The organism is Corynebacterium sp. HMSC071F07 (assembly GCF_001810285.1).
Lineage (GTDB): Bacteria > Actinomycetota > Actinomycetes > Mycobacteriales > Mycobacteriaceae > Corynebacterium > Corynebacterium simulans.
Genome location: NZ_KV800712.1, coordinates 299560 through 319951, shown reverse-complemented (window position 1 = coordinate 319951; position 20392 = coordinate 299560). Strand labels below are relative to the sequence as shown.

Below are 20392 nucleotides of genomic sequence, written 5' to 3'. Positions count from 1 at the left end.
CGCCCAGCTGCAGCTTTCCCTGGTACGTTCGCATGCTGCGGGCACCGGCCCGGAAGTAGAAGAAGAAGTCATCCGCGCACTGATCCTGCTGCGCCTGTCCACCCTGTGCACCGGCCGCACTGGCGTGCGCCCCGTAGTGGTGGAAACGTATGCCAAGGCCCTCAATGCCGGCATTGTGCCGGTGGTGCGCGAGTATGGCTCGCTGGGCTGCTCCGGAGATTTGGCGCCGCTTGCTCACTGTGCACTGGCCCTGTTGGGAGAAGGCGAGGTGCGGGTAAACGGCGAGCTGCAGGATGCGGGCGAAGCCTTGGCCGCAGCTGGCATCGAGCCGCTGCAGCTGCGCGAGAAGGAAGGCCTAGCGCTCATCAACGGCACCGATGGCATGCTCGGCCAGCTCTGCCTGGCCATTACTGACCTGCGCGCGGCCGCAAAGACCGCCGATATTGCCACCGCCATGACCGTGGAGGGCCTGCTGGGTACCCTCGTTGTCTTTGCAGATGACCTGCAGCAGTTGCGCCCACATCCGGGCCAGGCCGATGCCGCGGCCAATATCCTCCAGGTGGCCGAGGGGTCACAGATCTTGGAAGCCGCGCTCGAGGAGTTCAAGAAGAATCAGGTACAGGATGCCTACTCCGTGCGCTGCGCCCCGCAGGTCGCCGGCGGTTTCCGCGATACGTTGACCCACACTGCCCAGGTGGCTGAACGCGAGCTGGCTGCCGCGGTGGATAATCCGGTGGTGACCAAGGATGGCCGCGTGGTCTCCAATGGTAACTTCCACGGCGCGCCGGTGGCCTATGCGCTCGACTTCCTGGCAATTGTCACCGCGGATTTGGCCTCGATTTCCGAGCGCCGTACCGACCGCTTCCTGGACCCGGCACGCAACCGCGGGCTGAACGCATTTCTTGCCGACGACCCCGGTGTTGACTCCGGCCACATGATTGCCCAGTACGCCCAGGCCGGCATCGTGAGCGAAATGAAGCGCCTGGCCAACCCATCTTCGGCCGATTCCATTCCTTCTTCTGCCATGCAGGAAGACCACGTGTCTATGGGCTGGTCCGCGGCTCGCAAGCTGCGCAAGGCCGTCGATGGCCTGCAGCGCGTGCTGGCCGTTGAGATCCTCACCGCCGCCCGCGCCATCGACATGCGCGAGGGTGCCCCGGCTAAGGGAACCGGCGCGGTGATCGCCAAGCTGCGCGAAACCGTCAAGGGGCCAGGTGTGGACCGTTACCTCTCTCCGGAAATCGAGGAGACCGTGCGCCTAGTCAAGGAGGGCGCGCTTGTCGAAGCCGTCGAGAATGCTACCGGAAAGCTGCGTGGTTAATATGTCGATCATCTCTTGGCGCCCGCAATCTGAGCCCAACCCCTTGCCGTTTTCCCCTTTTAAAGCCAGCACGGTACCGCGCCCCATTGGATGGCTTTCCAGCGTGGATGGTGAGGGCCGCGAAAACATCGCGCCCTATAGTCAGTGGCAAAACCTCACCTTCGATCCACCCATGGTGATGTTTTCGGCCAACCAGTACCCGGATGGTCGCCGCAAGGACACGGTGCTTAACGCGGAGGAGACCGGCTGGTTCGTGTGGAATATGGCCACCTATGATCTACGCGAGGAAGTCAATAAATCCGCCCAGGTGCTCGACTATGGCGACAGCGAGTGGGACCGCCTTTCCGTAACCAAGGAATATGCGGACAATTACCGCATTCCCATGGTGAAAGAATCGCCGGTGAAGTTCGAGTGCCAGTACAAGACCACGCTGCGCGTGCCTGGTAATTCCAAGGTGGGCAGCATCGACCTCGTGGTGGCGGATGTAAAAACCATCCATATCGATGAATCTGTCATCGATGAGGAAGGTAAGCTTGACATCCTCAAGATTAAGCCCATCGCGCGCATGGGCTACTTTGACTACACCGTGGTCACAGGAAAATTCGAGATGCGCGTGCCCGGCTCCGACGACGCCGCGCGCGCCGGACTAGAGGGCAGCGCCTAGCGCATCGGCCATAGCCCGCTGGCCCGCGTGGGTGGATCAAGCGGCGAGGAGGGCCGCAGAAAAGAGGGGGATAAACCGGCGCATGCAGGCCGTCATAGATCATCCCGCATGTGTCTCATATACGAGACAGTTAGGGCTAATGTGGCATGGTACACAGAGCTGTGTCACAGTACTTTATGACATGTGACGCTGAACAAGTCCTCGGGGACAGCCCCGGGATACCGGCCTAGGGGGCTTGTGTGGGCGTCGAAAAGCACAAGCGAAAGGAATCCTCACCATGTCTCAACCACGCGAAGTACGCGCACCGCGCGGAACCGAATTGTCCGCCAAGTCCTGGCAGACCGAAGCGCCCCTGCGCATGCTCATGAATAACCTCGACCCGGAGGTAGCCGAGCGCCCCGAGGATCTCGTGGTCTACGGCGGCACCGGCCGTGCAGCGCGCAGCTGGGAAGCCTTCGATGCCATCGTAGAGTCCCTTAAGGATCTCGAGTCCGACGAGACCCTGCTCGTCCAGTCGGGTAAGCCGGTCGGCATCTGGAAGACCAATGAGTGGGCACCCCGCGTGCTCATCGCAAACTCCAACCTCGTGGGGGACTGGGCCAACTGGGAGCACTTCCGTGAGCTCGAGGACGAGGGCCTCATGATGTACGGCCAAATGACGGCCGGCTCCTGGATCTACATCGCTACCCAGGGCATCCTGCAGGGCACCTTTGAGACCTTCGCGGCCGTAGCGAAGAAGCGTTTTGGCGGCACCCTGGCCGGCACTTTCACCCTGACCGGTGGCTGCGGCGGCATGGGTGGCGCACAGCCGCTGTCTGTCACCCTTAACGGTGGTGCCTGCCTCATCGTGGACGTTGATGAAACCCGCCTAAAGCGCCGCCAGCATAAGCGTTACCTCGATGAGGTTGTCACCGACCTAGATGAAGCACTCAAGCTGGTTCTTGACGCCAAGGAAAACAAGAAGCCGCTATCCGTAGGCCTGGTAGGCAACGCCGCCGAGGTATTCCCGGAGATTCTGCGCCGCCAGCGCGCCGGGGAATTTACCGTCGACATCGTCACCGACCAGACCTCGGCCCACGATCCTTTGTCCTACCTGCCTTCTGAAATCACCGTTGAAGACTGGCACAACGAGGCTAAGGCGGATCCAACCACCTTCACTAAGAAGGCCCGCGAGTCCATGGCTGCTCAGGTCCAGGCTATGGTCGAGTTCCAGGATGAGGGCGCAGAGGTCTTTGACTATGGCAACTCCATTCGTGATGAGGCTCGCAAGGCCGGCTACCAGCGTGCCTTCGAGTTCCCTGGCTTTGTGCCGGCCTACATTCGTCCGCTGTTCTGCGAGGGCCTTGGCCCGTTCCGCTGGGCTGCGCTCTCCGGTGACCCAGAGGACATCAAGGTAACCGACCAAGCCCTCAAGGAGCTCTTCCCAGACAACGAGCACCTGCACAACTGGCTCGACGCAGCAGAGGAGTACGTTGAGTTCGAAGGGCTGCCGGCGCGTATTTGCTGGCTCGGCTATAACGAGCGCCACAAGGCCGGCCTGCTCTTCAACGAGCTTGTCCGTGACGGAAAGGTCTCTGCTCCGATTGTTATCGGGCGTGATCACCTCGACTCCGGTTCCGTGGCTTCTCCGTACCGCGAAACCGAGGCGATGCTCGATGGCACTGACGCGGTAGCAGACTGGCCACTGCTTAACGCCATGACCGCTGTGTCTTCCGGTGCTACCTGGGTGTCCCTTCACCACGGCGGCGGCGTGGGCATGGGCCGTTCCATCCACGCCGGTCAGGTTACCGTTGCAGACGGCACCGAGTTGGCCGCCGCCAAGCTGCGCGCGGTCCTCACCAACGACCCGGGCATGGGCGTTATCCGCCACGTCGATTCCGGATACACTCGCGCGAAGGAAGTAGCTGATGAGCGCGGCGTACGTATTCCGATGGAATTTCGAGCTCGCGACTAGCAGACGGCACCACATACGGGTTGGTCAAACCCAGAAAGGACGCTTTAGATGAGCACCCTGTTTACTGGAATCTCCGAATTACACACGGTTAGTGAAGCCGGAACGCTTGACGACGCCGCCATCGTCGTCACCGATGGTGTGGTTTCGTGGGTGGGGCAGCGGTCTCAAGCGCCGGCCGCTGACGACATCGTGGATTGCGGTGGGCGAGCAGTTTTGCCCGGTTGGGTCGATTCGCATACCCACATGATTTTCGATGGAGACCGCTCCGCCGAATTCGAGGCCCGCATGAGCGGTGGCTCTTATGAAGCAGGCGGCATTGCAGTCACTATGGATGCCACTCGCTCTGCTGGCGAAAGCCGACTCGAGCAGCTTCTGGTCGAGCGCATTGCAGCGGCCCGTCGAGGCGGTACTACGACCGTCGAGACAAAGACTGGGTACGGCCTCAACACCGAATCCGAAGTGCTAGCTGCGCGGGTAGCATCCAAGTACGCAGATGACGTCACTTTTCTCGGCGCGCACCTTGTTCCACCAGGCGCGGATGCTGATGACTATTTGGATGAGGTCGTAGGCCCGATGCTTGACGGCGTCGCAGACTATGCGAATTGGATTGACGTGTTCTGTGAGCGAGGCGCGTTTGATGAGACGCAGTCTCGGCGGGTTCTTGCTGCTGGTAAGGAACGTGGCTTAGGCGTGCGTGTACACGGTAATCAGTTGGGTGAGGGGCCCGGTGTTCAACTCGCGGTTGAGCTGGATGCCGCTTCAGTCGACCACGTTAACTATTTGAGCGATGCCGACATTGAGGCTTTAGCCAACTCCGAGACCGTCGCTACCATGCTTCCTGCCTGCGATCTTTCCACTCGCGAGCCGCTAGCTCCAGGGCGTCGTCTGCTTGATGCAGGCGCCACCGTTGCTATCGCTTCTAATCTGAATCCGGGAACGTCTTATACCTCCTCGATGAATTTTTGTGTTACTACGGCGGTGTTGCAGCAGCGTCTATCTCTAGACGAGGCTGTCCGAGCAGCGACGTTTGGTGGCGCTAAAGCTCTTCGCAGGCACGATGTTGGTGGAGGCCTAGATGCGCAGGGGCGTCCGGCAAAGGGCACGATTGTTGAAGGCGCTGCGGCCGATCTTCATGTGCTCGATGCACCGAGCGCCATTCACCTGGCTTATCGCCCGGGTATGCCCATGACGTGGCGTACGTTTGTCGCAGGAAAACCTGCGTTCTAAAGGCGCTCAGCGATGGCATGTGCCATCGCTGACTGCCCTTCGTGGGTGGGATGCATAGGGTAGGCCCCATTTTCAGTCCCCGCGAGGTCGACCCAGCGCTCCGCAACGGGGGCGCAGCCGGTGTGCAGTTCGGTGCCCGGTGGCACGACGAACTGCGCGCCGGCGCGGTGGGCTGCTTGCTCGACTTCCAAGTTGATCTGCGAAATCTTTTGCATCAGCCAAAGACGGTCGACGTCGCTGACTTTTTCAATCGCGGGGCAATTGCTTTCGTTATCCGTCGGTGCAAGAAGTGGCATATAGGCGGTCGCGAAAATCTTGGCCTGTGGGGCCTTGCGGTGGATGCCGGCGTAGACATCGTCTAGCTTGGCAGGCAGTGCCGCCAGGGCTTGGTCGATCTCCCCGCCGTGGAGTTCGGCGCAATTCAGATCGTTGGTGTTCATAGCGCAGCTTGTCAGTACGCCGAAGCCGGCGTCATTGCCGCCGATGGACAAGGTGATGATGTCGGTCGTGGTGTCCACGGCGTCCAACTGCGGTGGAAGGTCCGCACGTGGCCCCAGGACGTGGTCGGTTAGGGCGCCTTGGCACGTGACGTCGTCAAGCGCGAGCCCCTTCATCTGCTGTAACTGTGACGGATAGTTGTCGCTCGCCCGTGCACACCATCCTGGCCCGGTGTGTGGGGCGCCGCGGGTGCCCATCGAGGCATAAGAGTCGCCCAACGCGACGTAGTGCAGGGCGTCGCTAGTCTGCTCGTCCTTGCCTGTCTCTTCTTTTGCTGTGTCGCAGGCGCCAAGGCTGAGCGCTAGGGCGGTGGTTGCCAGCGCAGCCAGCGTGCTGTGGCGCACGTGGCGCGGAAAGAGACGAGCGGGGATGGTCATGGGCGTGATTGTACGCAAATGCGGGGGAAGGTTGACTATGAAATTGGGCGGGTGTGACCGTTAGGTAATGGGATAGATGGTGTGTTTGTTGGCACCTTTAAAGCGCTTTTAGCTCGATCGATGGCGGTAGGGGGTTTGTATAACGTACTGTGGAGCAAGCAATGAGCATTACCGATAACGCCACCGGCGGCGTGAACGAGCCGGAAGAAATCAATAAGTCGGAATCTCAGGAAATCTCGCAAGGTGACGTTGAAACCACCGGGGCTGCGAATAACCCTGAGGACACCGGCGCTGAAAATACTTCAGCCAACGACAATTCCCAGGGGTTTGCAACTCTCGGCCTGCCTGACGATGTTCAGCACGCCGTTGCGAAGGTCGGCTTTACCCAGCCATCCCCAATCCAGGAACAAACCATCCCGATCCTGATGGAAGGCCGCGACGTCGTGGGCCTCGCCCAGACGGGTACCGGAAAGACCGCAGCTTTCGCGCTGCCGGTTCTATCCCAGGTCGACCCAGAAGTACGCCACCCACAGGCACTGGTTCTCGCCCCAACGCGTGAACTTGCCCTGCAGGTTGCGGACTCTTTCCAGTCCTTTGCTGATCACCTGGGCCGCATCGAGGTGCTGCCAATCTACGGTGGTCAGGCATACGGCATTCAGCTTTCTGGTCTGCGCCGTGGCGCCCAGATCATCGTCGGCACCCCAGGCCGCGTCATCGACCACCTGGAGAAGGGCTCCCTGGATATTTCCCAGCTGCGCTTCCTGGTCCTCGACGAGGCAGACGAGATGCTGAACATGGGCTTCCAGGAAGACGTTGAGCGCATCCTGGAAGACACTCCGGAAGAAAAGCAGGTCGCGCTGTTCTCGGCAACGATGCCGAACTCCATCCGCCGCCTGTCTAAGCAGTACCTCAACGATCCTGCTGAGGTAACGGTCAAGTCTGAGCGCCGCACCAATGACAACATCACGCAGCGCTACCTTTTGACCCCACACCGTCAGAAGATGGATGCCTTCACCCGCATCCTCGAGGTCATCGAGTACGACGCCATCATCGTCTTTTGCCGTACCAAGCACGAGACCGAAGAGGTCGCTGACAATCTGCGCGACGCTGGCTATAACGCGGCCGCCATTAACGGCGACATCGCCCAGCAGCAGCGTGAGCGCACCGTTGACCAGCTCAAGGATGGCCGCTTGGACATCCTCGTGGCTACAGACGTCGCCGCTCGTGGCCTGGACGTTGAGCGCATCACCCACGTGGTCAACTACGACATCCCGAACGACACCGAGTCCTACGTGCACCGCATTGGCCGTACCGGCCGTGCAGGCCGTACCGGTGAGGCGATCCTGTTCGTCACCCCGCGTGAGCGCCGCATGCTGCGCTCCATCGAGCGCGTGACCAACGCCCGCCTCGAGGAAATGGACCTGCCTTCCGCTGACGAGGTCAACGAGAAGCGCAAGGAAAAATTCCTGGCCAAGATCGGCGAGTCCCTGGGTGAGAAGCAGTTCGAGTTCTTCCGCGACATGGTTCGCGAGTACTCTGCAACGAACAACGTTGCCATGGATGACATCGCCGCAGCGCTTGCAGTCCAGCTGCAGGGCGGTAAGGACTTCCTGCTCAAGGAGCAGCCAGCGCCGAAGCGCGACCGCCGTGACCGCGACCGTTTTGACCGTGGGGATCGCCGCGACCGTGGTGGACGTGGCGGCTTCCGTGACCGCGATCGTGACCGTGGCCCGCGCCGCCCGGACGGTGACTTTGAGACCTACCGCCTGGACGTCGGCAAGCGCCAGAACGTGCGCCCAGGCGCCATCGTCGGTGCGCTGGCCAACGAGGGTGGCTTGTCCTCCAAGGACTTCGGCCGCATCACCATTGCAGTGGGCCACACCCTGGTCGACCTGCCGAAGAACCTTGACCGCGCAGTGCTGGACCGTCTGAAGGACACACGCATCTCCGGCCAGCTGATTAACATCGCCAAGGACACCGGCCGCCCGCCGCGCCGCGATGGCGATGACCGTGGCGGACGCGGCGGCCGTGGTGGTTACCGTGATGATCGTCGCGGAGGCCGTGGGCGCCGTGACGACCGTGGCGGACGGGGTGGCCGTGGTGGCTACCGTGACCGTGATGACCGTCGTGGCGGTTGGCACGACTAACACGCGCAAAGCGTTACCGCCGTCCTTTTTCTTCCGCGGTACCTTAGAGGTGCAGCAAACCAGGGAGAATGGGGGGACGGCGGTTTCGCCGTTTTAGCGCAACTTCAAATGCTGTATGCCCGCGATGATGCCTTCGCGCCATGGGGCATAATCGTGGCCGCCGACGAATTGGCGCGATACCTGGTGAGGTGACTGCAAGCAACGCGCGAACTCTTGATTGACACTGCCCATGGAATCCTTTTTCGTGGGGGTGCTGGAACTCAATGCGGTCTCTAGGGTGCCAATCTCATGGAAGATTCGCCGCGGTGGCCCGGCAAGCGGCTTTTGCCAAGCCGCAAGTTCTTCTGGATCAAACCAAAAGGACGCCGACTGCACGATGGCATTTTCTAGCAGGTCCGGACGCCTGCGCACGGTGCGAGCGGCGGCGAGCCCGCCGAAGGAAGCGCCGGCGATGGCGGTGTCCGCAGGTCGCATATTTACCCCGAGACCATGCAGCCAGGGAAGCAACTGATCGGCGAGAAAAGGCTCAAGCACCGCCGCGTTGCACAGCAAGGTGCCGCGGTCTTGCGCATTCGTGGTGCTGAAATATGCGGTGCTGCACTGCGGCGCGAACGGGTAGGAGTTTACGTACCTGTTGCCATCTGTGAGCAACAGAAGCGAAGGGCCGCCGGTGATATCAGCCCAGGCCTCCACACTAAAGCGGTGGCCGTCGGGGGCGGCAATATCGAAAAGCGTGTGGTGTTGGGGCTTGCGAACGGGATAAGGCGCGGCCGGAACTTCACCAGACGCTGGCACGCGCAGGCAAGTAAGGTTTCCCACCCTCTCGGATTCTTGGTCGAGTGCTGTGGCAGTTTCAATGTGTTTAATCCATTGCTCCCGTTCGGTTGAAATTGGCTTGCCTGCAGGAATTAGCCCGGCACTCATTACGAGACCGCGCGGTAGCGCGAAAGCGCCGACGAACCAGTCGCGGTAAGGCCGTAGCCGGAAATGCTCGAGGTCTTCGCGATGGACGTGAGTGATTGTGTCGAAGAAAACGTAAGCGTCGTGAGGCGAAGCGATGAGTACAACCGCTTGGTCATCGGTGTGCGAAAGCACCTGGTAACGCGCATAGACCTTTTCGGGATTAACTTCGTCCCAATCGAAATCAATGCGCTGAGCTGCACTAAGAAGGCTAATTTCGGATAACATAACGAGTTAGTATAGCATCACCTAAATAAATAATGGGTTACTTTAGTTCGGTGGGAGGTTTGCCTCGTGCTCACAGTTCGGCGTATTGCCGTCTTAGTGCTGACCTGCGCAATTCTTGCCTTGTTGTGTTTTGCTTCTTTAGCTATCGGTTCATCCCACATTCCGCTAGCCAACGTGTGGCACTTGCTCCTTCATCCTGATGGCTCCGGTGAAAGCTACAACGTCAATGGGTTGCGTCTGCAGCGGACGGTGGTGGGCGTGCTCGTGGGAGTAGCCCTTGCAGTCGCAGGTGCAGTAATGCAGGTGATTACTAGGAACCCGATGGCAGACCCAGGCTTACTGGGCGTCAACTCTGGGGCTTCGCTCGCCATCGTGGTGGGTGCGTGCTTGGGTAGCGCTGATAGTGCCCACATGCAATTTCTCCTCGCTGCGGTGGGCGCGGCCGGCGCTGCGACTTTGGTGTACTTCGTTGGCGGTGCCTCGCAAGTGGGCGGTGCCTCGCCCGTGCGGCTGGTGCTCGCTGGCGCCGCCTTTTCCGCCGCGTCCGGCGGCGTCGTTTCGGCACTATTGTTGTTGCGCGAAGATGCATTTCAAACGTTTCGCTACTGGGACGTGGGCGCGCTAACTCGCAACGACGTCAACCTGTGGTGGTTTGCGGTACCGCTCGCCGCTGGGCTCGTCATCATCTTTGCAACGTTCCCGCAGCTTTCAAACATGGCGCTTGGCGACGACGTCGCTGCCGCCTTGGGCACCGATGTGGTGCGAACCCGAGGCCTTGCCTTGGTGGGGCTGACCTTGCTTTGTGCTGCCGCAACTGCGATTGCTGGCCCCATCAGCTTCGTGGGGCTCATGGTCCCACTGTGGGCGGGATGGCTGATGGGCTCACACCTTGCCTGGACCATCTCCTTGTGCTTGGTATTCGGACCGTGCTTGATGCTCACTGCAGACATCCTGGGCCGCGTCATCGCCAGGCCCTCCGAGATCCCAGTGGGTGTCCTTACTGCCTTTGTCGGAGCGCCCTTCTTGTTCTTTATGGCAACTCGAATGAAGACTCGGAGCTGACATGTCACACCTAATACAGCGAGGTGGTCTGCCGAAAGGTCAGTGGCGAGTGGGAACGGGGAAGTACTCGGTCATTGTCCATTTCCGCAGTTGGGGCGTTTGTTTAGCATGTTCCATACTTCTATTGGCATTGAGCCTTGTCGCTTTACGCGTTGGTACCACTAGTTATGGATTTGCGGACTTGTGGGAAGTTCTTAGCGGAGGCGGGGAAAAGCGCGCTCGCTTGGTGATAGTGGAGTGGCGTCTACCGCGCATCCTTGCGGGCATCGTGGTAGGAGCGCTGTTGGGTATGTCGGGGGGTGTTTTCCAAACGATAACTCGCAACCCCTTGGGCAGCCCGGACATCATCGGGTTTTCCATGGGCGCACAGACGGGAATCTTGGTGAGCGTCCTCGTCTTTGGCGGCAGCATCATTGGTTCTTCCTTCGCGGCAATGGTGGGCGGAACCCTAGCCGGGGCAGTGATCTTTGCTTTGTCCAGCAAAGGAGGCTTTGGCGGTGTGCGCCTGATTTTGGCCGGCATCGCGCTGTCGGCGATGCTGGGCTCTTTAAATCGCTGGCTCCTGCTCCAGGCCGATAGCGATGCCGCCTATGGCGCGGCTCGTGCTATTACGGGAACGCTTACCGCAGTCGAGTGGAAGGAAGTGACCGTTGCTCTCGCCGCTGGCGGGGTGGTGATGCTCCTCCTGCTGTGTGCGCAGCGCCAGCTGCACCTTTTAGCGCTGGGGGAGCAACGCGCTAGCACACTCGGTATGCGCGTTAACACGGAACGCGCTTGGTTGGTTATCTTGGCAACGCTCATGGTCGCCATCGCGACTACAACCGCGGGCCCCATCGCGTTCATTGCGTTACTAGCTCCTCATATTTCGAAACAGCTTACCGGTTGTAACACCCCAGTTGTTCCGGCGGCTGCCGTCGGATCAACGTTGCTCTTAGGCGCCGATGTCATGGGGCAGGTCTGGGCTTCCGAACTACCCGTGGGAGTCATCACTGCTGCAGTAGGCGGGTTTTACTTTTTCGGTCTGTTGCTGCGGAAGGAAACAAGATGAAGACGAAACTAAAGCTGAGCGAAGTGCGCACTACCTATGGCAAGAACGTGATTTCTGAATCGGTGACGCTGGAGATTCCGGCAGCGGAATTTACCGCAATCATTGGTCCAAACGCCTGCGGCAAGTCAACGCTGCTCAGTGCCATCGCCCGATTACACAAGCCTGACGAAGGCTCCATCGTGCTGGATGGGCGGGAAGTCTATGCCACCGCGCCCCGGCAACTCGCGCGAAGGCTTGGGCTGCTGCCGCAGGAGGCCAAGGCGCCAGAGAAGATGACCGTGCGTGAACTGGTGGCGCATGGCCGCTCGCCACACCAAAGCCTTTTCCGCCAGTGGTCGAGCGCGGACCGTGAAGCTGTAGATCTGGCCATGGCACAAACTGGTGTTGCCGACTTGGCAGATAGAGAGGTAGATGCTCTTTCAGGCGGTCAGCGCCAACGCGTCTGGCTTGCACTCGTGTTGGCTCAGCAGACTGAGACCATCCTGCTCGATGAGCCGGTGAGCTTTCTCGACCTTGCACATCACATCGACATCTTGGAACTGTGCCAGAAGTTGTGCAATGAAGGCCGAACGGTGGTGGCGGTCTTGCACGATCTCAATCTTGCGCTGCGCTATGCCTCCAATCTGGTGGTCATGAAAGACGGAGCCGTCGTGGGGCAGGGGCCGCCTCGTGAGGTGGTCACTGAGCAGCTGCTCGAACATGTCTACGGTGTGCGCTGCCTTGTCACCCCAGCCCCACTCCCCCACGAGCCGATGGTCATTCCCAGGCCGCGGTTGAAGCCAAATTCCTGATCTCGAACCCCTAAACAAAGTCCATCCGATTTCTCAAGGAGAAAAATTGAAACGACATCTCAACGCTATTACGGCGCTAACGGTTGTATTAGCTACCAGCGTGGCGCTTGTTAGCTGCAGCAGCCAAGACGCTGGTGAGCAGGAAAGACCTGAGGCTCAGACGCAAGCGACGCAGACGGGGCAGTGGCCCCGCACCGTAGAAACCGATGACGGCAACCTAGAGATTGAGGCACAGCCACAGCGCATCGTCTCGACCTCGACGACACTGACCGGTTCGCTCCTCGCCCTAGGAGCACCCGTCGTGGCCTCGGGCGCGACCAAGCCCAATATCGAGGGATTGTCCGATGATCAGGGCTTTTTCAATCAATACTCGGAGGAGGCCAAAGCCAAAGGGGTGGAAAAGCTGTGGTCGAATTCTTCACCAAACCCAGAAGACGTTCTGCCTTACGAGCCGGATCTAATCATCGTTTCAAAAAATGGCGGCGATTCAGCCTATGACCAGGTGGATCAGCTGAGGAAGATCGCGCCAGTGATGGTGGTGGATTATACGAAGGCCTCGTGGCAAGACGTCACGACCATGCTGGCGAAGGCAACCGGCAAGGAGGACAAGGCCAAACAAATTCTTGCGGACTTCGACCAGAAAGTGGACAAGGTCGCGAATTCCATCAAGGTCCCAGATCATGCGGTGTCGCCGCTAACCGTCTTTGGAGATGGCTCGGGCGCAGCTGCACTGACGCACAAGGCTGCGCAATCGCAGCTCCTGGAAAGACTTGGCTTCACGCTGACGGATATCCCTGAGCAAGTAAAGGGTGATACTTCGATGGGCAAGTCGCGCGGCGACATCGTCCAGCTGTCCTTGGAAAACGTGCAAAAAGGTCTGCCAGGCGAATCTTGGATCGTCGTCGCTGGCGATAAGAAAACCCAAGCGACAATGGAAAAGGAACAAGCCTTCAACACTTCACCGGCATATAAGAATAAGCAGGTCTACTTTTTGCCAGGGGAGACCTTCCGCCTTGATTACTTCTCCGCGCAGCTGATGCTCGATTCCCTGGCCAAGCAGTTTGCTGAATAAGCGCAAGGCCCCAACAGCATAAATAGGCCGCGATCCCCACGGATCGCGGCCTATTTATGCTGTTGGCTGATTAGACAAACATCAAGATTGCGCAGATCATCCACAGCAGGTTGAAGATGCCGGAGAAAGCGGAAAGCTGCTTCTTCAGACCTTCAGCGTCCATGTCTTCGGCGCCGTCGAGAGCAGCGAGGGCCTTCTTCTGCTTCGGCACGATGAGGAAGAACAGCAGGCACCAAGCGATAACTGCCAGCAGGATCGCGATGTGGAACTGGACTGCGGACTTGTAGGCTTCGAGGTCCGTCAGGAAGACAGCGACGCCCAGAACCGGCACGATGGCGGAGATGTAGCCATAAGTGTTGGTGATCTTGTGCAGGATGCGCGCTGCACCGACTGCTACGTGCTCACCATTGGCGGCGCTAAACATCTGACCAGGGAAGGCAGAAGTTGCCACGCAGACCGGGCCGATGAGCAGCACTGCTGCGAGGACGTGCAGAATTACTAGAAGACTAGTCATGGAGGCCTTTCACTTCAGTTTGGGGTTCGCAAGAAGTTTAGTCAGTGGTGAGCTGGAAATCGAACCGACACTGCCTGCGCATTACCCGTACATCCGCAGCTGGAAGGGGCAAATCATATTTGCGTGCCACGGCCGCAAGCCGGCGGGAGTAGTCGCAGCGGTTGGCAGGCGGTAGCCACTCGGAAGGCAGGGAATCGGACTTGTCCTGGTTGAGATCTTTTGCAGTTGCTACCAAGTTGAGCGGGTCATTGGCAAAGGCTGTCTTGCGCTGCCTATCCCAGCGGTAGGCGCCCATGTCCCACGCCGCCGAAAGAGGGAAGACGTGGTCGACCTCAACGGTGGCTGGGTTGTGTTTACCCGAATAAGGATCGTATAGGCCGTAGGCGGTGGCCTGGGCATCTCGTACATTGTCCTTTGTATCGGGTAGCCAGCCGCCGAAGGCTTCGCGTTCGTAGCCGATGATGCGAACTCGCATATCTGCTTCAGCCACGCCCAAGGGCGGGCCCGGCAGGAAGTGGTTTAGGCCCCACAACGCAGTAACCGCGCACAGCCCGGCAAGAAAATAGTGCTTCATAGACTATTTAGACTTGTGCCGTGCTGTGCGCGGTTCCCGGTGGGGAGATATAAGGGTGGCTTAGCCTTGTACCTTCTCTGCTGCTTCCTCGAAGTCCAAGTTTTTGTTGTTTTCAACAAGCTTGGCCAGCTGGGAAGCTTCTTCGAACTCGGTGACGACCTTGGTATCTGGTGCCTTGGTCACTAGGGAGACCACGCCGGTGACCACCAGGGAGATGGCAAAGCCTGGGACCAGCTCGTAGAGGGCATCGGAAAGCGCAGACATGCCCCAGCCGATAGCCACGATGGCACCGGTCACCATGCCGGCAATCGCGCCGGTGGAGTTCAGGCGCTTCCAGTACAGGGACAGCAGCACCAGCGGGCCGAATGCGGAACCGAAGCCGGCCCAAGCGAAGCCGACCAAGCCCAGGATGGAATCGGAAGGATTAATCGCCAGGACTGTCGCGATGATGGCAATGGCAACCACAGCCGTACGCGATAGGTTAATGAGAACGTCCTGGGAGGGCTTCTTCTTTGCCACGATCATGAACAGATCCTCGATCAGAGAGGTGGAAACCACGAGCATCTGTGAGGACATGGTGGACATGATGGCGGCCAGAACCGCAGTCAGAACCAGACCTGCAAAAAGTGGGTGGAACATGACCTGGGCCATGTCAAGGAAGATGGTTTCGTAGTTTTCCTGATCGGTAATGGCGTGATCAGTGTTGGTGAAAAATACCGTGCCGGCCAGGGCCACGAAGATGGCGCCAATCAGGGAAAGGAACATCCAGCTGATGCCGTAGAAGCGGCCCGCGCGGGCGTCGGCAGGCTTGCGCAGCGCCATGAAGCGCACGATGATGTGCGGCTGACCAAAATACCCCAAGCCCCAGGCTAGGTTGCCGATGATAACTGCTGCGGAAACACCGGAGAAGAGCGAGAAGTACTCAGGGTTTTCAATGACTCCGCCGGAAGCATAAGGATTCTCCGCCGCGAAGCTGAAGATATCGCCAGGATTATCCAAAGTCATGATTGCCATGATCGGAACGATGATGAGCGAGGCGAACATGAGCAAGCCCTGCACGGTATCGGTGTAGGAGACCGCGAGGAAGCCGCCGACGAAGGTGTAGAACACGGTAACGGCCGCAACGATCAGCATGCCGACCAAGTAATCGCCGCCGAAGGTGGACTCGAAATAGCGGCCGCCGGAGACCATGCCGGAAGAGACATAGAAGGTAAAGAAGAAGATGATGATGGCGGCCGAGAGAATGCGCAGCACGCGGGATTTGTCATGCAGGCGGTTCTCAAAGAAGGACGGAACGGTAATCGAGTTACCGGCAATCTCAGAGTAGGAGCGCAGGCGTGGGGCGACCCATTTCCAGTTGGCCCATGCGCCAACCAGCAGGCCGATGGCCATCCATAGCTCCGACATGCCCGTTAAGAACAATGCGCCAGGCAGGCCCATGAGCAGCCAGCCGGACATGTCCGAGGCGCCGGCGGACAGTGCCGCGACGAAGGGGTGGAGTCCACGCCCGCCCAGGACGTAATCGTCGTACTGGTCTGTTTGTTTATAGCTCCAGAAACCGATGGCGGCCATCGCGAGCAGATAGAGAATCATCGCCACGACGTACCAAGTGGAATCTTGCACGGATTTCTCCTCGTTGTTTGAGAGTAGGACCCTCCCACGCTAACGTGACGCGCATTACAACCCAACGAGATTCTGTCCCGTTACCAAAAATATGTGACTCCATACACAGGTAAATCTCATGGTCTATCAGTGGAAACGTAAGAATATAACGAGATTATAACGATTGCGCTTTCTTGCAATTTTCGCCCTTAAAGCTCTCGCCCTGCCCCCAAAAGGTGCGCTGCTAGACTGGCAGCTATGGCTTCTTACCTCCTCCACGGCCCTTGGCTCCCAGTCTCAGGGCTTAGCCTATGGATTGAGCAGGTGGAAGGGCACAAGATCATCATGCCTTCGGCAGTGCCAGAGGGGACTTTCCCCGAGGTGGTGGAGACAATTCTTGCCAAGAAGTCCTTCCGCAACCGCGCCCGAGTCTCTTTGCGCACGCCAAAGGGCAAGGACGTCTCCCTCATGGTCCCCATGGCCATGTTTGCTCCCGAGGAAGCCGTGGCCACCCTGGCCAAGATGGAGTTTTTAGACTCACTAAGCCAAGCGGCAACACCGGAACAAAAAGCCACCATCGCCCCAGATCTTCTGTGGCTGATTCGCGCCTACCGGGGACTTAGCAAGTTCGTGCGCGCCGGGCGCGTGACCATCCGCCTTTCCTATCAGGGCGGCGAGTGGTTCCCCATGTGGCAGCTGACCTCGGGCTTGGGCGAGCGCGGATGGCTCGCCGAGATGCTGGCTGCCGCGCCGGGCATTTTGACCATCAATAACCGCGCGCTTTCTGATGACATGGCAGACGAGCTGACCCACTGGATCGCATTTACACAGTTGCGCTCGCTTGCCGACGCCCCCCGTCCCGCACCGTGGCACGACTTCGCGCAGGCCATGCTCACGACCGCGCCGGTGAAAAAGGGGCGCGCGCAGCTGCTGCGTGCTCTAAACGAGTGGAAAGACTCGATTACCTCTGTCGACCTGCAGCTGGTGTTCATTGTGGAAGAGCCCGGCCACGATGAAGATCCAGAATCCAGCGTCTGGCCCATCCGCGTGCAGGTCCGTTCCGGCACCGACGCCCCGCGCCCCATCATCGAGGAGCAGCTGGACAGAGGCAGCGTGGTCAAGCTGCGCGACTCGCAGCGCAAGGCACTTAGCCTGGCGCCGCGCCTGCGCGAGTCTTCGGCCGTTCCGGACTATGACGCCGGCGATTGGGATGTATTCTTGGGCACCGATCAGCTGGTGGAGTTCGTTTCCAAGGACGTCGCCCAGCTCAAGGCAGCCGGCTTTACCGTGCTGCTGCCTAAGGCATGGGCGCACATGGAAACCAAAGCCAAACTGGAAACCCGCGAGGTGCGTGACCCTGCCGAAGGATCCACCAAGGCCCACCTCGGCATGGACAAGCTGGTGGAATATGATTGGCATCTTTCCGTAGGCGATATTGAGCTCACCGAGGAAGAGATGCGCCAGCTGGTGGCGTCCAAGTCCGGCCTGATTCGCCTCCGCGGCGAGTGGGTGACCGCCGATACCCAGGCGTTGTCCAAGATTTCCGAGTACATGGACAAGCTGGCGGAAACCGCCAAGAAGCGTAAGAAGAAGGAACTCGAGCGGCTTAGCGCCGCCGCCGAGCGCGCTCGGAAGCTAGAACAGCCGGGCTGGCAGGAACTTGTCGCGGACGTCGAAAAGCGCTTGCAAGAATTCAACGAGGGCGAAACCTCCCAGGTCTCCGTGGCGGAGCTGCGCGAGTTGGCCCTGCAATCCATGGCCGAGGAGCCAGTGGAATTTACCGGCTCGACGTGGCATACCTCTCTGCTCGGCGGCATGGATTCTCCCGCGCCCGCGCGCATCGAGCTGCCCGATACCGTCCAGGCGGAGCTGCGCGAGTATCAGCGCCGCGGCGTGGATTGGCTCTACTGGATGTCCCGCAACAACATTGGAGCAGTGCTCGCCGACGACATGGGCTTGGGCAAAACCCTCCAGCTGCTTACGCTGCTTGCCATCGAGCGCCAAGAAAACCCGGAGCTCAAGCCAACCATTGTCGTGGCGCCTACTTCCGTAGTGGGCAACTGGGCGCGCGAGGCCGCGAAGTTCGTGCCGAGCCTCAAAGTCCTGGTGCAGCACGGCTCGGATCGCCTCAAGGATGAAGCACTCATCAAAGCCGCGGAGAAGGCAGACCTCGTCATCACCTCCTACGGAACAGTCGGCCGTGACTTCCTTACCTTGGGCAAGGTGGAATGGGACCGCGTGGTGCTCGATGAGGCACAGGCGATTAAGAATGCCGCGACGCGTTCCTCGAAGGCGGTGCGCTCGCTGCCTTCGCGCCACCGTATCGCGTTGACCGGCACGCCGGTGGAAAACCGTTTGTCGGAGATGCGCTCCATCCTGGATTTCTGCAATCCCGGCGTTCTGGGCAGCGCGTCCTTCTTCCGTAATCATTTTGCCAAGGCCATCGAGCGTGAAAACGACGAGACCATGGCCGAGCGCCTGCGCCAGCTGACAGCGCCGTTTATCCTGCGCCGTCTCAAGACGGATCCGAACATCATCGATGACCTGCCAGAGAAATCGGAGCAGATCATCACCGTGGCGATGACGGCCGAGCAGGCGGCGTTGTACAAGGCGCTTGTTGACGACGTGCAAAAGGCCTTGGAGGTACGTGAGGGCATGTCGCGCCGCGGCCTGGTGTTGGCCTCGCTGACTCGCATCAAGCAGATCTGCAACCATCCGGCACACTATCTGGGCGATGGCTCCGCCATCACCATTAAGGGAAAGCACCGCTCGGGCAAGGTCGAAGAGCTGATGCGGATTGTGGACCAAGCTGTAGAAAGCGAAGAACGCATCCTCATCTTTACCCAGTACAAGGCCTTCGGCGACCTTTTGCAGCCTTATCTCACCCAGCAGCTGGGCAGGGACATCCCGTTCCTGCACGGTGGGGTGACAAAGAACCGTCGTGACCGAATGGTGGAGGAATTCCAGGCGCCGGACGGGCCGCCGGCGATGATCCTCTCGCTCAAGGCAGGCGGCACGGGCCTGAACCTGACCGCGGCGTCGATTGTTGTGCACATGGATCGCTGGTGGAATCCCGCCGTGGAAAACCAGGCGACCGACCGTGCCTTCCGCATTGGTCAGCAACGCAACGTGCAGGTCTACAAGATGATTACTGCGGGCACGCTCGAGGAATCCATCCAGGACATTTTGGACGGCAAGACGCACCTGGTCGGCGCCGTGGTAGGCGAGGGCGAAGGCTGGCTAACCGAGCTGGATCCGGAGCAATTGGCACAGCTGATGAGCTACAGGGAGGCTGACTAATGGCGCAGCATACTAAGTCTGAGGAACACGACAACGTCATCTATGCCAACTTCGGCGCGCGCAAACGCGTGAGCACGCCGGAGGAGGCCGGCCGCGTCTCTCGCGTGCGCAGCATGGCTCCTGCGGCAACGCGCATCGTCTCCTTCGTGAACAAGGAGGCCGATTCCGGGCGCATTACCCGTGGACGCCAGTACGCCAACGGCGGTCATGTGGTGGGCCTGGACGTGCGCAACGGCGCAGTACACGGCAAGGTTGCCGGTTCCCAGAACGAGCCTTTCACCGTGTTGTTGCAGGTGCCGTATCGCACCAACGATGACGTGGCGGAGCTGAGCCAAATGTTTGCCCGCACGCCGAACTCGATCGCGAACGCACGCGACGGCCTGCTCAGTGAGGAAGCGCTCGACATTCTCATTGCGCAAGACCCAGCCGATATGCGGTTTTCATGCACCTGCCCGGACCCCGAGTACGTGTGCAAGCACGTGGTTGCCGTGGCCGACCGGCTGGCGGCGCGCATGGATGCCGATCCCTCGGTAATCTTTGCCCTGCGTGGCTTGGACTTTGCGCGCCTCGAGCAGGCTGTGATGGAGCAGGCGAAAAATGTCTCCCAGGACAGTTTTTCCGGTAGCAGCCTCAGCCCCGAAGAGCGCAACGAGCTGTTTTGGGAAGGCCGGCAGTTGCCCGATATGCCGCGCCCGAAAGTGGCACCGGCAGTTGATGACTCTGACCCAGATCTGCTGCGTAAGGCCATGCGCGCCGTCAGCCATACGAACATAGATTTGCTTCGCGCGGTCTCTGATGTCGAGGACCTTTACTATCATCTGACTCACCAATAGGCATAAGGGCTTAGCGCCTGCTGCCGGAGACTTTAAAAGGGGAGAGTTTCATCCATGGTGACCTTCATCCATACCTCGGACTTTCAGTTGGGCATGACCCGCTGGTTCCTCGAGGGCGAGGCCCAGGTGCGCTTCAACGATGACCGTGAGGCGGCCGTTGTCAGGCTCGGCGAATTAGCCGCGGAAACCGGCGCGGAATTCATCGTGGTGGCAGGTGACG

At 59.8% G+C, this 20392-nt stretch carries 16 protein-coding genes and 1 pseudogene; 12 read left to right on the top strand and 5 right to left on the bottom strand.

Annotation, left to right across the window (positions count from 1 at the left end; genetic code table 11):
* The 4 genes from hutH to hutI form a co-directional block, all read left to right on the top strand.
* Positions 1-1321, top strand: a 1321-nt coding sequence (gene hutH / locus HMPREF2724_RS08305) for a histidine ammonia-lyase (RefSeq protein ID WP_070588179.1), incomplete at its 5' end; no start/stop codon positions are given.
* 1 nt (position 1322) lies between these two features.
* A complete protein-coding gene (locus tag HMPREF2724_RS08300) occupies positions 1323-1985 on the top strand; it encodes a flavin reductase family protein (protein ID WP_141748360.1) in 663 nt (220 codons plus the stop codon).
* Positions 1986-2262: 277 nt separating this feature from the next.
* Positions 2263-3939 carry a urocanate hydratase gene (hutU, locus tag HMPREF2724_RS08295; protein WP_061921857.1) on the top strand — a complete coding sequence of 559 codons (1677 nt, stop codon included), beginning with the start codon at positions 2263-2265 and terminating at the stop codon, positions 3937-3939.
* 48 nt (positions 3940-3987) lie between these two features.
* Positions 3988-5166: an imidazolonepropionase gene (gene hutI, locus HMPREF2724_RS08290; RefSeq protein WP_061921860.1), complete on the top strand. Its 1179-nt coding sequence runs from the start codon at positions 3988-3990 to the stop codon at positions 5164-5166.
* On the opposite strand, the gene HMPREF2724_RS08285 is transcribed toward hutI, so the two are convergent.
* On the bottom strand, positions 5163-6041 hold the full coding sequence (locus HMPREF2724_RS08285) for an SGNH/GDSL hydrolase family protein (protein WP_070456208.1): 879 nt from the start codon (positions 6039-6041) through the stop codon (positions 5163-5165). The two genes, hutI and HMPREF2724_RS08285, sit on opposite strands and share 4 nt — an antisense overlap.
* 161 nt (positions 6042-6202) lie before the next feature.
* Between HMPREF2724_RS08285 and HMPREF2724_RS08280 the strand changes: the two genes are divergently transcribed.
* The gene (locus tag HMPREF2724_RS08280) at positions 6203-8188 is read left to right on the top strand and encodes a DEAD/DEAH box helicase (protein WP_070588176.1); all 1986 of its coding nucleotides are present in this window, start codon (positions 6203-6205) and stop codon (positions 8186-8188) included.
* Positions 8189-8281: 93 nt separating this feature from the next.
* Here HMPREF2724_RS08280 and HMPREF2724_RS08275 read toward each other — a convergent pair whose 3' ends face one another.
* A complete protein-coding gene (locus tag HMPREF2724_RS08275; protein ID WP_070432816.1) occupies positions 8282-9376 on the bottom strand; it encodes an alpha/beta hydrolase in 1095 nt (364 codons plus the stop codon).
* A 66-nt stretch (positions 9377-9442) separates the two neighbouring features.
* On the opposite strand from HMPREF2724_RS08275, the gene HMPREF2724_RS08270 reads away from it, so the two are divergent.
* From HMPREF2724_RS08270 to fepB, 4 genes are read left to right on the top strand one after another with little or no spacing between them, the layout of a single operon-like run.
* The gene (locus HMPREF2724_RS08270; RefSeq protein WP_210385646.1) at positions 9443-10438 is read left to right on the top strand and encodes a FecCD family ABC transporter permease; all 996 of its coding nucleotides are present in this window, start codon (positions 9443-9445) and stop codon (positions 10436-10438) included.
* A 1-nt stretch (position 10439) separates the two neighbouring features.
* Positions 10440-11486, top strand: a complete 1047-nt coding sequence (locus HMPREF2724_RS08265; protein WP_070588174.1) for a FecCD family ABC transporter permease — start codon at positions 10440-10442, stop codon at positions 11484-11486.
* Positions 11483-12277, top strand: coding sequence for an ABC transporter ATP-binding protein (locus HMPREF2724_RS08260; RefSeq protein WP_070588172.1), 795 nt, complete (start codon positions 11483-11485; stop codon positions 12275-12277). Before HMPREF2724_RS08265 ends, HMPREF2724_RS08260 begins: the two co-directional genes overlap by 4 nt.
* 46 nt (positions 12278-12323) lie before the next feature.
* Positions 12324-13349, top strand: a complete 1026-nt coding sequence (fepB, locus tag HMPREF2724_RS08255; protein ID WP_070432817.1) for a Fe2+-enterobactin ABC transporter substrate-binding protein — start codon at positions 12324-12326, stop codon at positions 13347-13349.
* A 70-nt stretch (positions 13350-13419) separates the two neighbouring features.
* Here fepB and HMPREF2724_RS08250 read toward each other — a convergent pair whose 3' ends face one another.
* Genes HMPREF2724_RS08250 through putP form a run of 3 tightly spaced genes read right to left on the bottom strand, consistent with a single transcriptional unit; the run spans position 13420 to position 16060 of the window.
* Positions 13420-13863, bottom strand: coding sequence for a hypothetical protein (locus tag HMPREF2724_RS08250; protein WP_061925925.1), 444 nt, complete (start codon positions 13861-13863; stop codon positions 13420-13422).
* A gap of 37 nt (positions 13864-13900) precedes the next feature.
* Positions 13901-14437, bottom strand: a complete 537-nt coding sequence (locus tag HMPREF2724_RS08245; protein ID WP_070432818.1) for an HNH endonuclease family protein — start codon at positions 14435-14437, stop codon at positions 13901-13903.
* Positions 14438-14497: 60 nt separating this feature from the next.
* The gene (gene putP, locus HMPREF2724_RS08240) at positions 14498-16060 is read right to left on the bottom strand and encodes a sodium/proline symporter PutP (protein WP_070432819.1); all 1563 of its coding nucleotides are present in this window, start codon (positions 16058-16060) and stop codon (positions 14498-14500) included.
* Positions 16061-16297: 237 nt separating this feature from the next.
* On the opposite strand from putP, the gene HMPREF2724_RS08235 reads away from it, so the two are divergent.
* The 3 genes and pseudogenes from HMPREF2724_RS08235 to HMPREF2724_RS13240 all read left to right on the top strand — a co-directional run.
* Positions 16298-19339 carry a DEAD/DEAH box helicase gene (locus HMPREF2724_RS08235; RefSeq protein WP_070588168.1) on the top strand — a complete coding sequence of 1014 codons (3042 nt, stop codon included), beginning with the start codon at positions 16298-16300 and terminating at the stop codon, positions 19337-19339.
* Positions 19339-20172, top strand: a complete 834-nt coding sequence (locus tag HMPREF2724_RS08230) for an SWIM zinc finger family protein (protein ID WP_061925914.1) — start codon at positions 19339-19341, stop codon at positions 20170-20172. The genes HMPREF2724_RS08235 and HMPREF2724_RS08230 overlap by 1 nt, the downstream gene beginning before the upstream one ends.
* Positions 20173-20226: 54 nt before the next feature.
* A pseudogene (locus tag HMPREF2724_RS13240) lies at positions 20227-20392 on the top strand (DNA repair exonuclease); the annotation flags it as partial.

Bases quoted from the DNA above. Each gene is read 5' to 3' on its own strand.
- HMPREF2724_RS08245 (WP_070432818.1), bottom strand. From the start codon at position 14,437: ATGAAGCACTATTTTCTTGCCGGGCTGTGCGCGGTTACTGCGTTGTGG.
- HMPREF2724_RS08250 (WP_061925925.1), bottom strand. From the start codon at position 13,863: ATGACTAGTCTTCTAGTAATTCTGCACGTCCTCGCAGCAGTGCTGCTC.
- HMPREF2724_RS08230 (WP_061925914.1), top strand. From the start codon at position 19,339: ATGGCGCAGCATACTAAGTCTGAGGAACACGACAACGTCATCTATGCC.
- HMPREF2724_RS08300 (WP_141748360.1), top strand. From the start codon at position 1,323: ATGTCGATCATCTCTTGGCGCCCGCAATCTGAGCCCAACCCCTTGCCG.
- HMPREF2724_RS08235 (WP_070588168.1), top strand. From the start codon at position 16,298: ATGGCTTCTTACCTCCTCCACGGCCCTTGGCTCCCAGTCTCAGGGCTT.
- HMPREF2724_RS08275 (WP_070432816.1), bottom strand. From the start codon at position 9,376: ATGTTATCCGAAATTAGCCTTCTTAGTGCAGCTCAGCGCATTGATTTC.
- HMPREF2724_RS08280 (WP_070588176.1), top strand. From the start codon at position 6,203: ATGAGCATTACCGATAACGCCACCGGCGGCGTGAACGAGCCGGAAGAA.
- hutU (WP_061921857.1), top strand. From the start codon at position 2,263: ATGTCTCAACCACGCGAAGTACGCGCACCGCGCGGAACCGAATTGTCC.
- HMPREF2724_RS08265 (WP_070588174.1), top strand. From the start codon at position 10,440: ATGTCACACCTAATACAGCGAGGTGGTCTGCCGAAAGGTCAGTGGCGA.
- HMPREF2724_RS08285 (WP_070456208.1), bottom strand. From the start codon at position 6,041: ATGACCATCCCCGCTCGTCTCTTTCCGCGCCACGTGCGCCACAGCACG.
- HMPREF2724_RS08260 (WP_070588172.1), top strand. From the start codon at position 11,483: ATGAAGACGAAACTAAAGCTGAGCGAAGTGCGCACTACCTATGGCAAG.
- hutI (WP_061921860.1), top strand. From the start codon at position 3,988: ATGAGCACCCTGTTTACTGGAATCTCCGAATTACACACGGTTAGTGAA.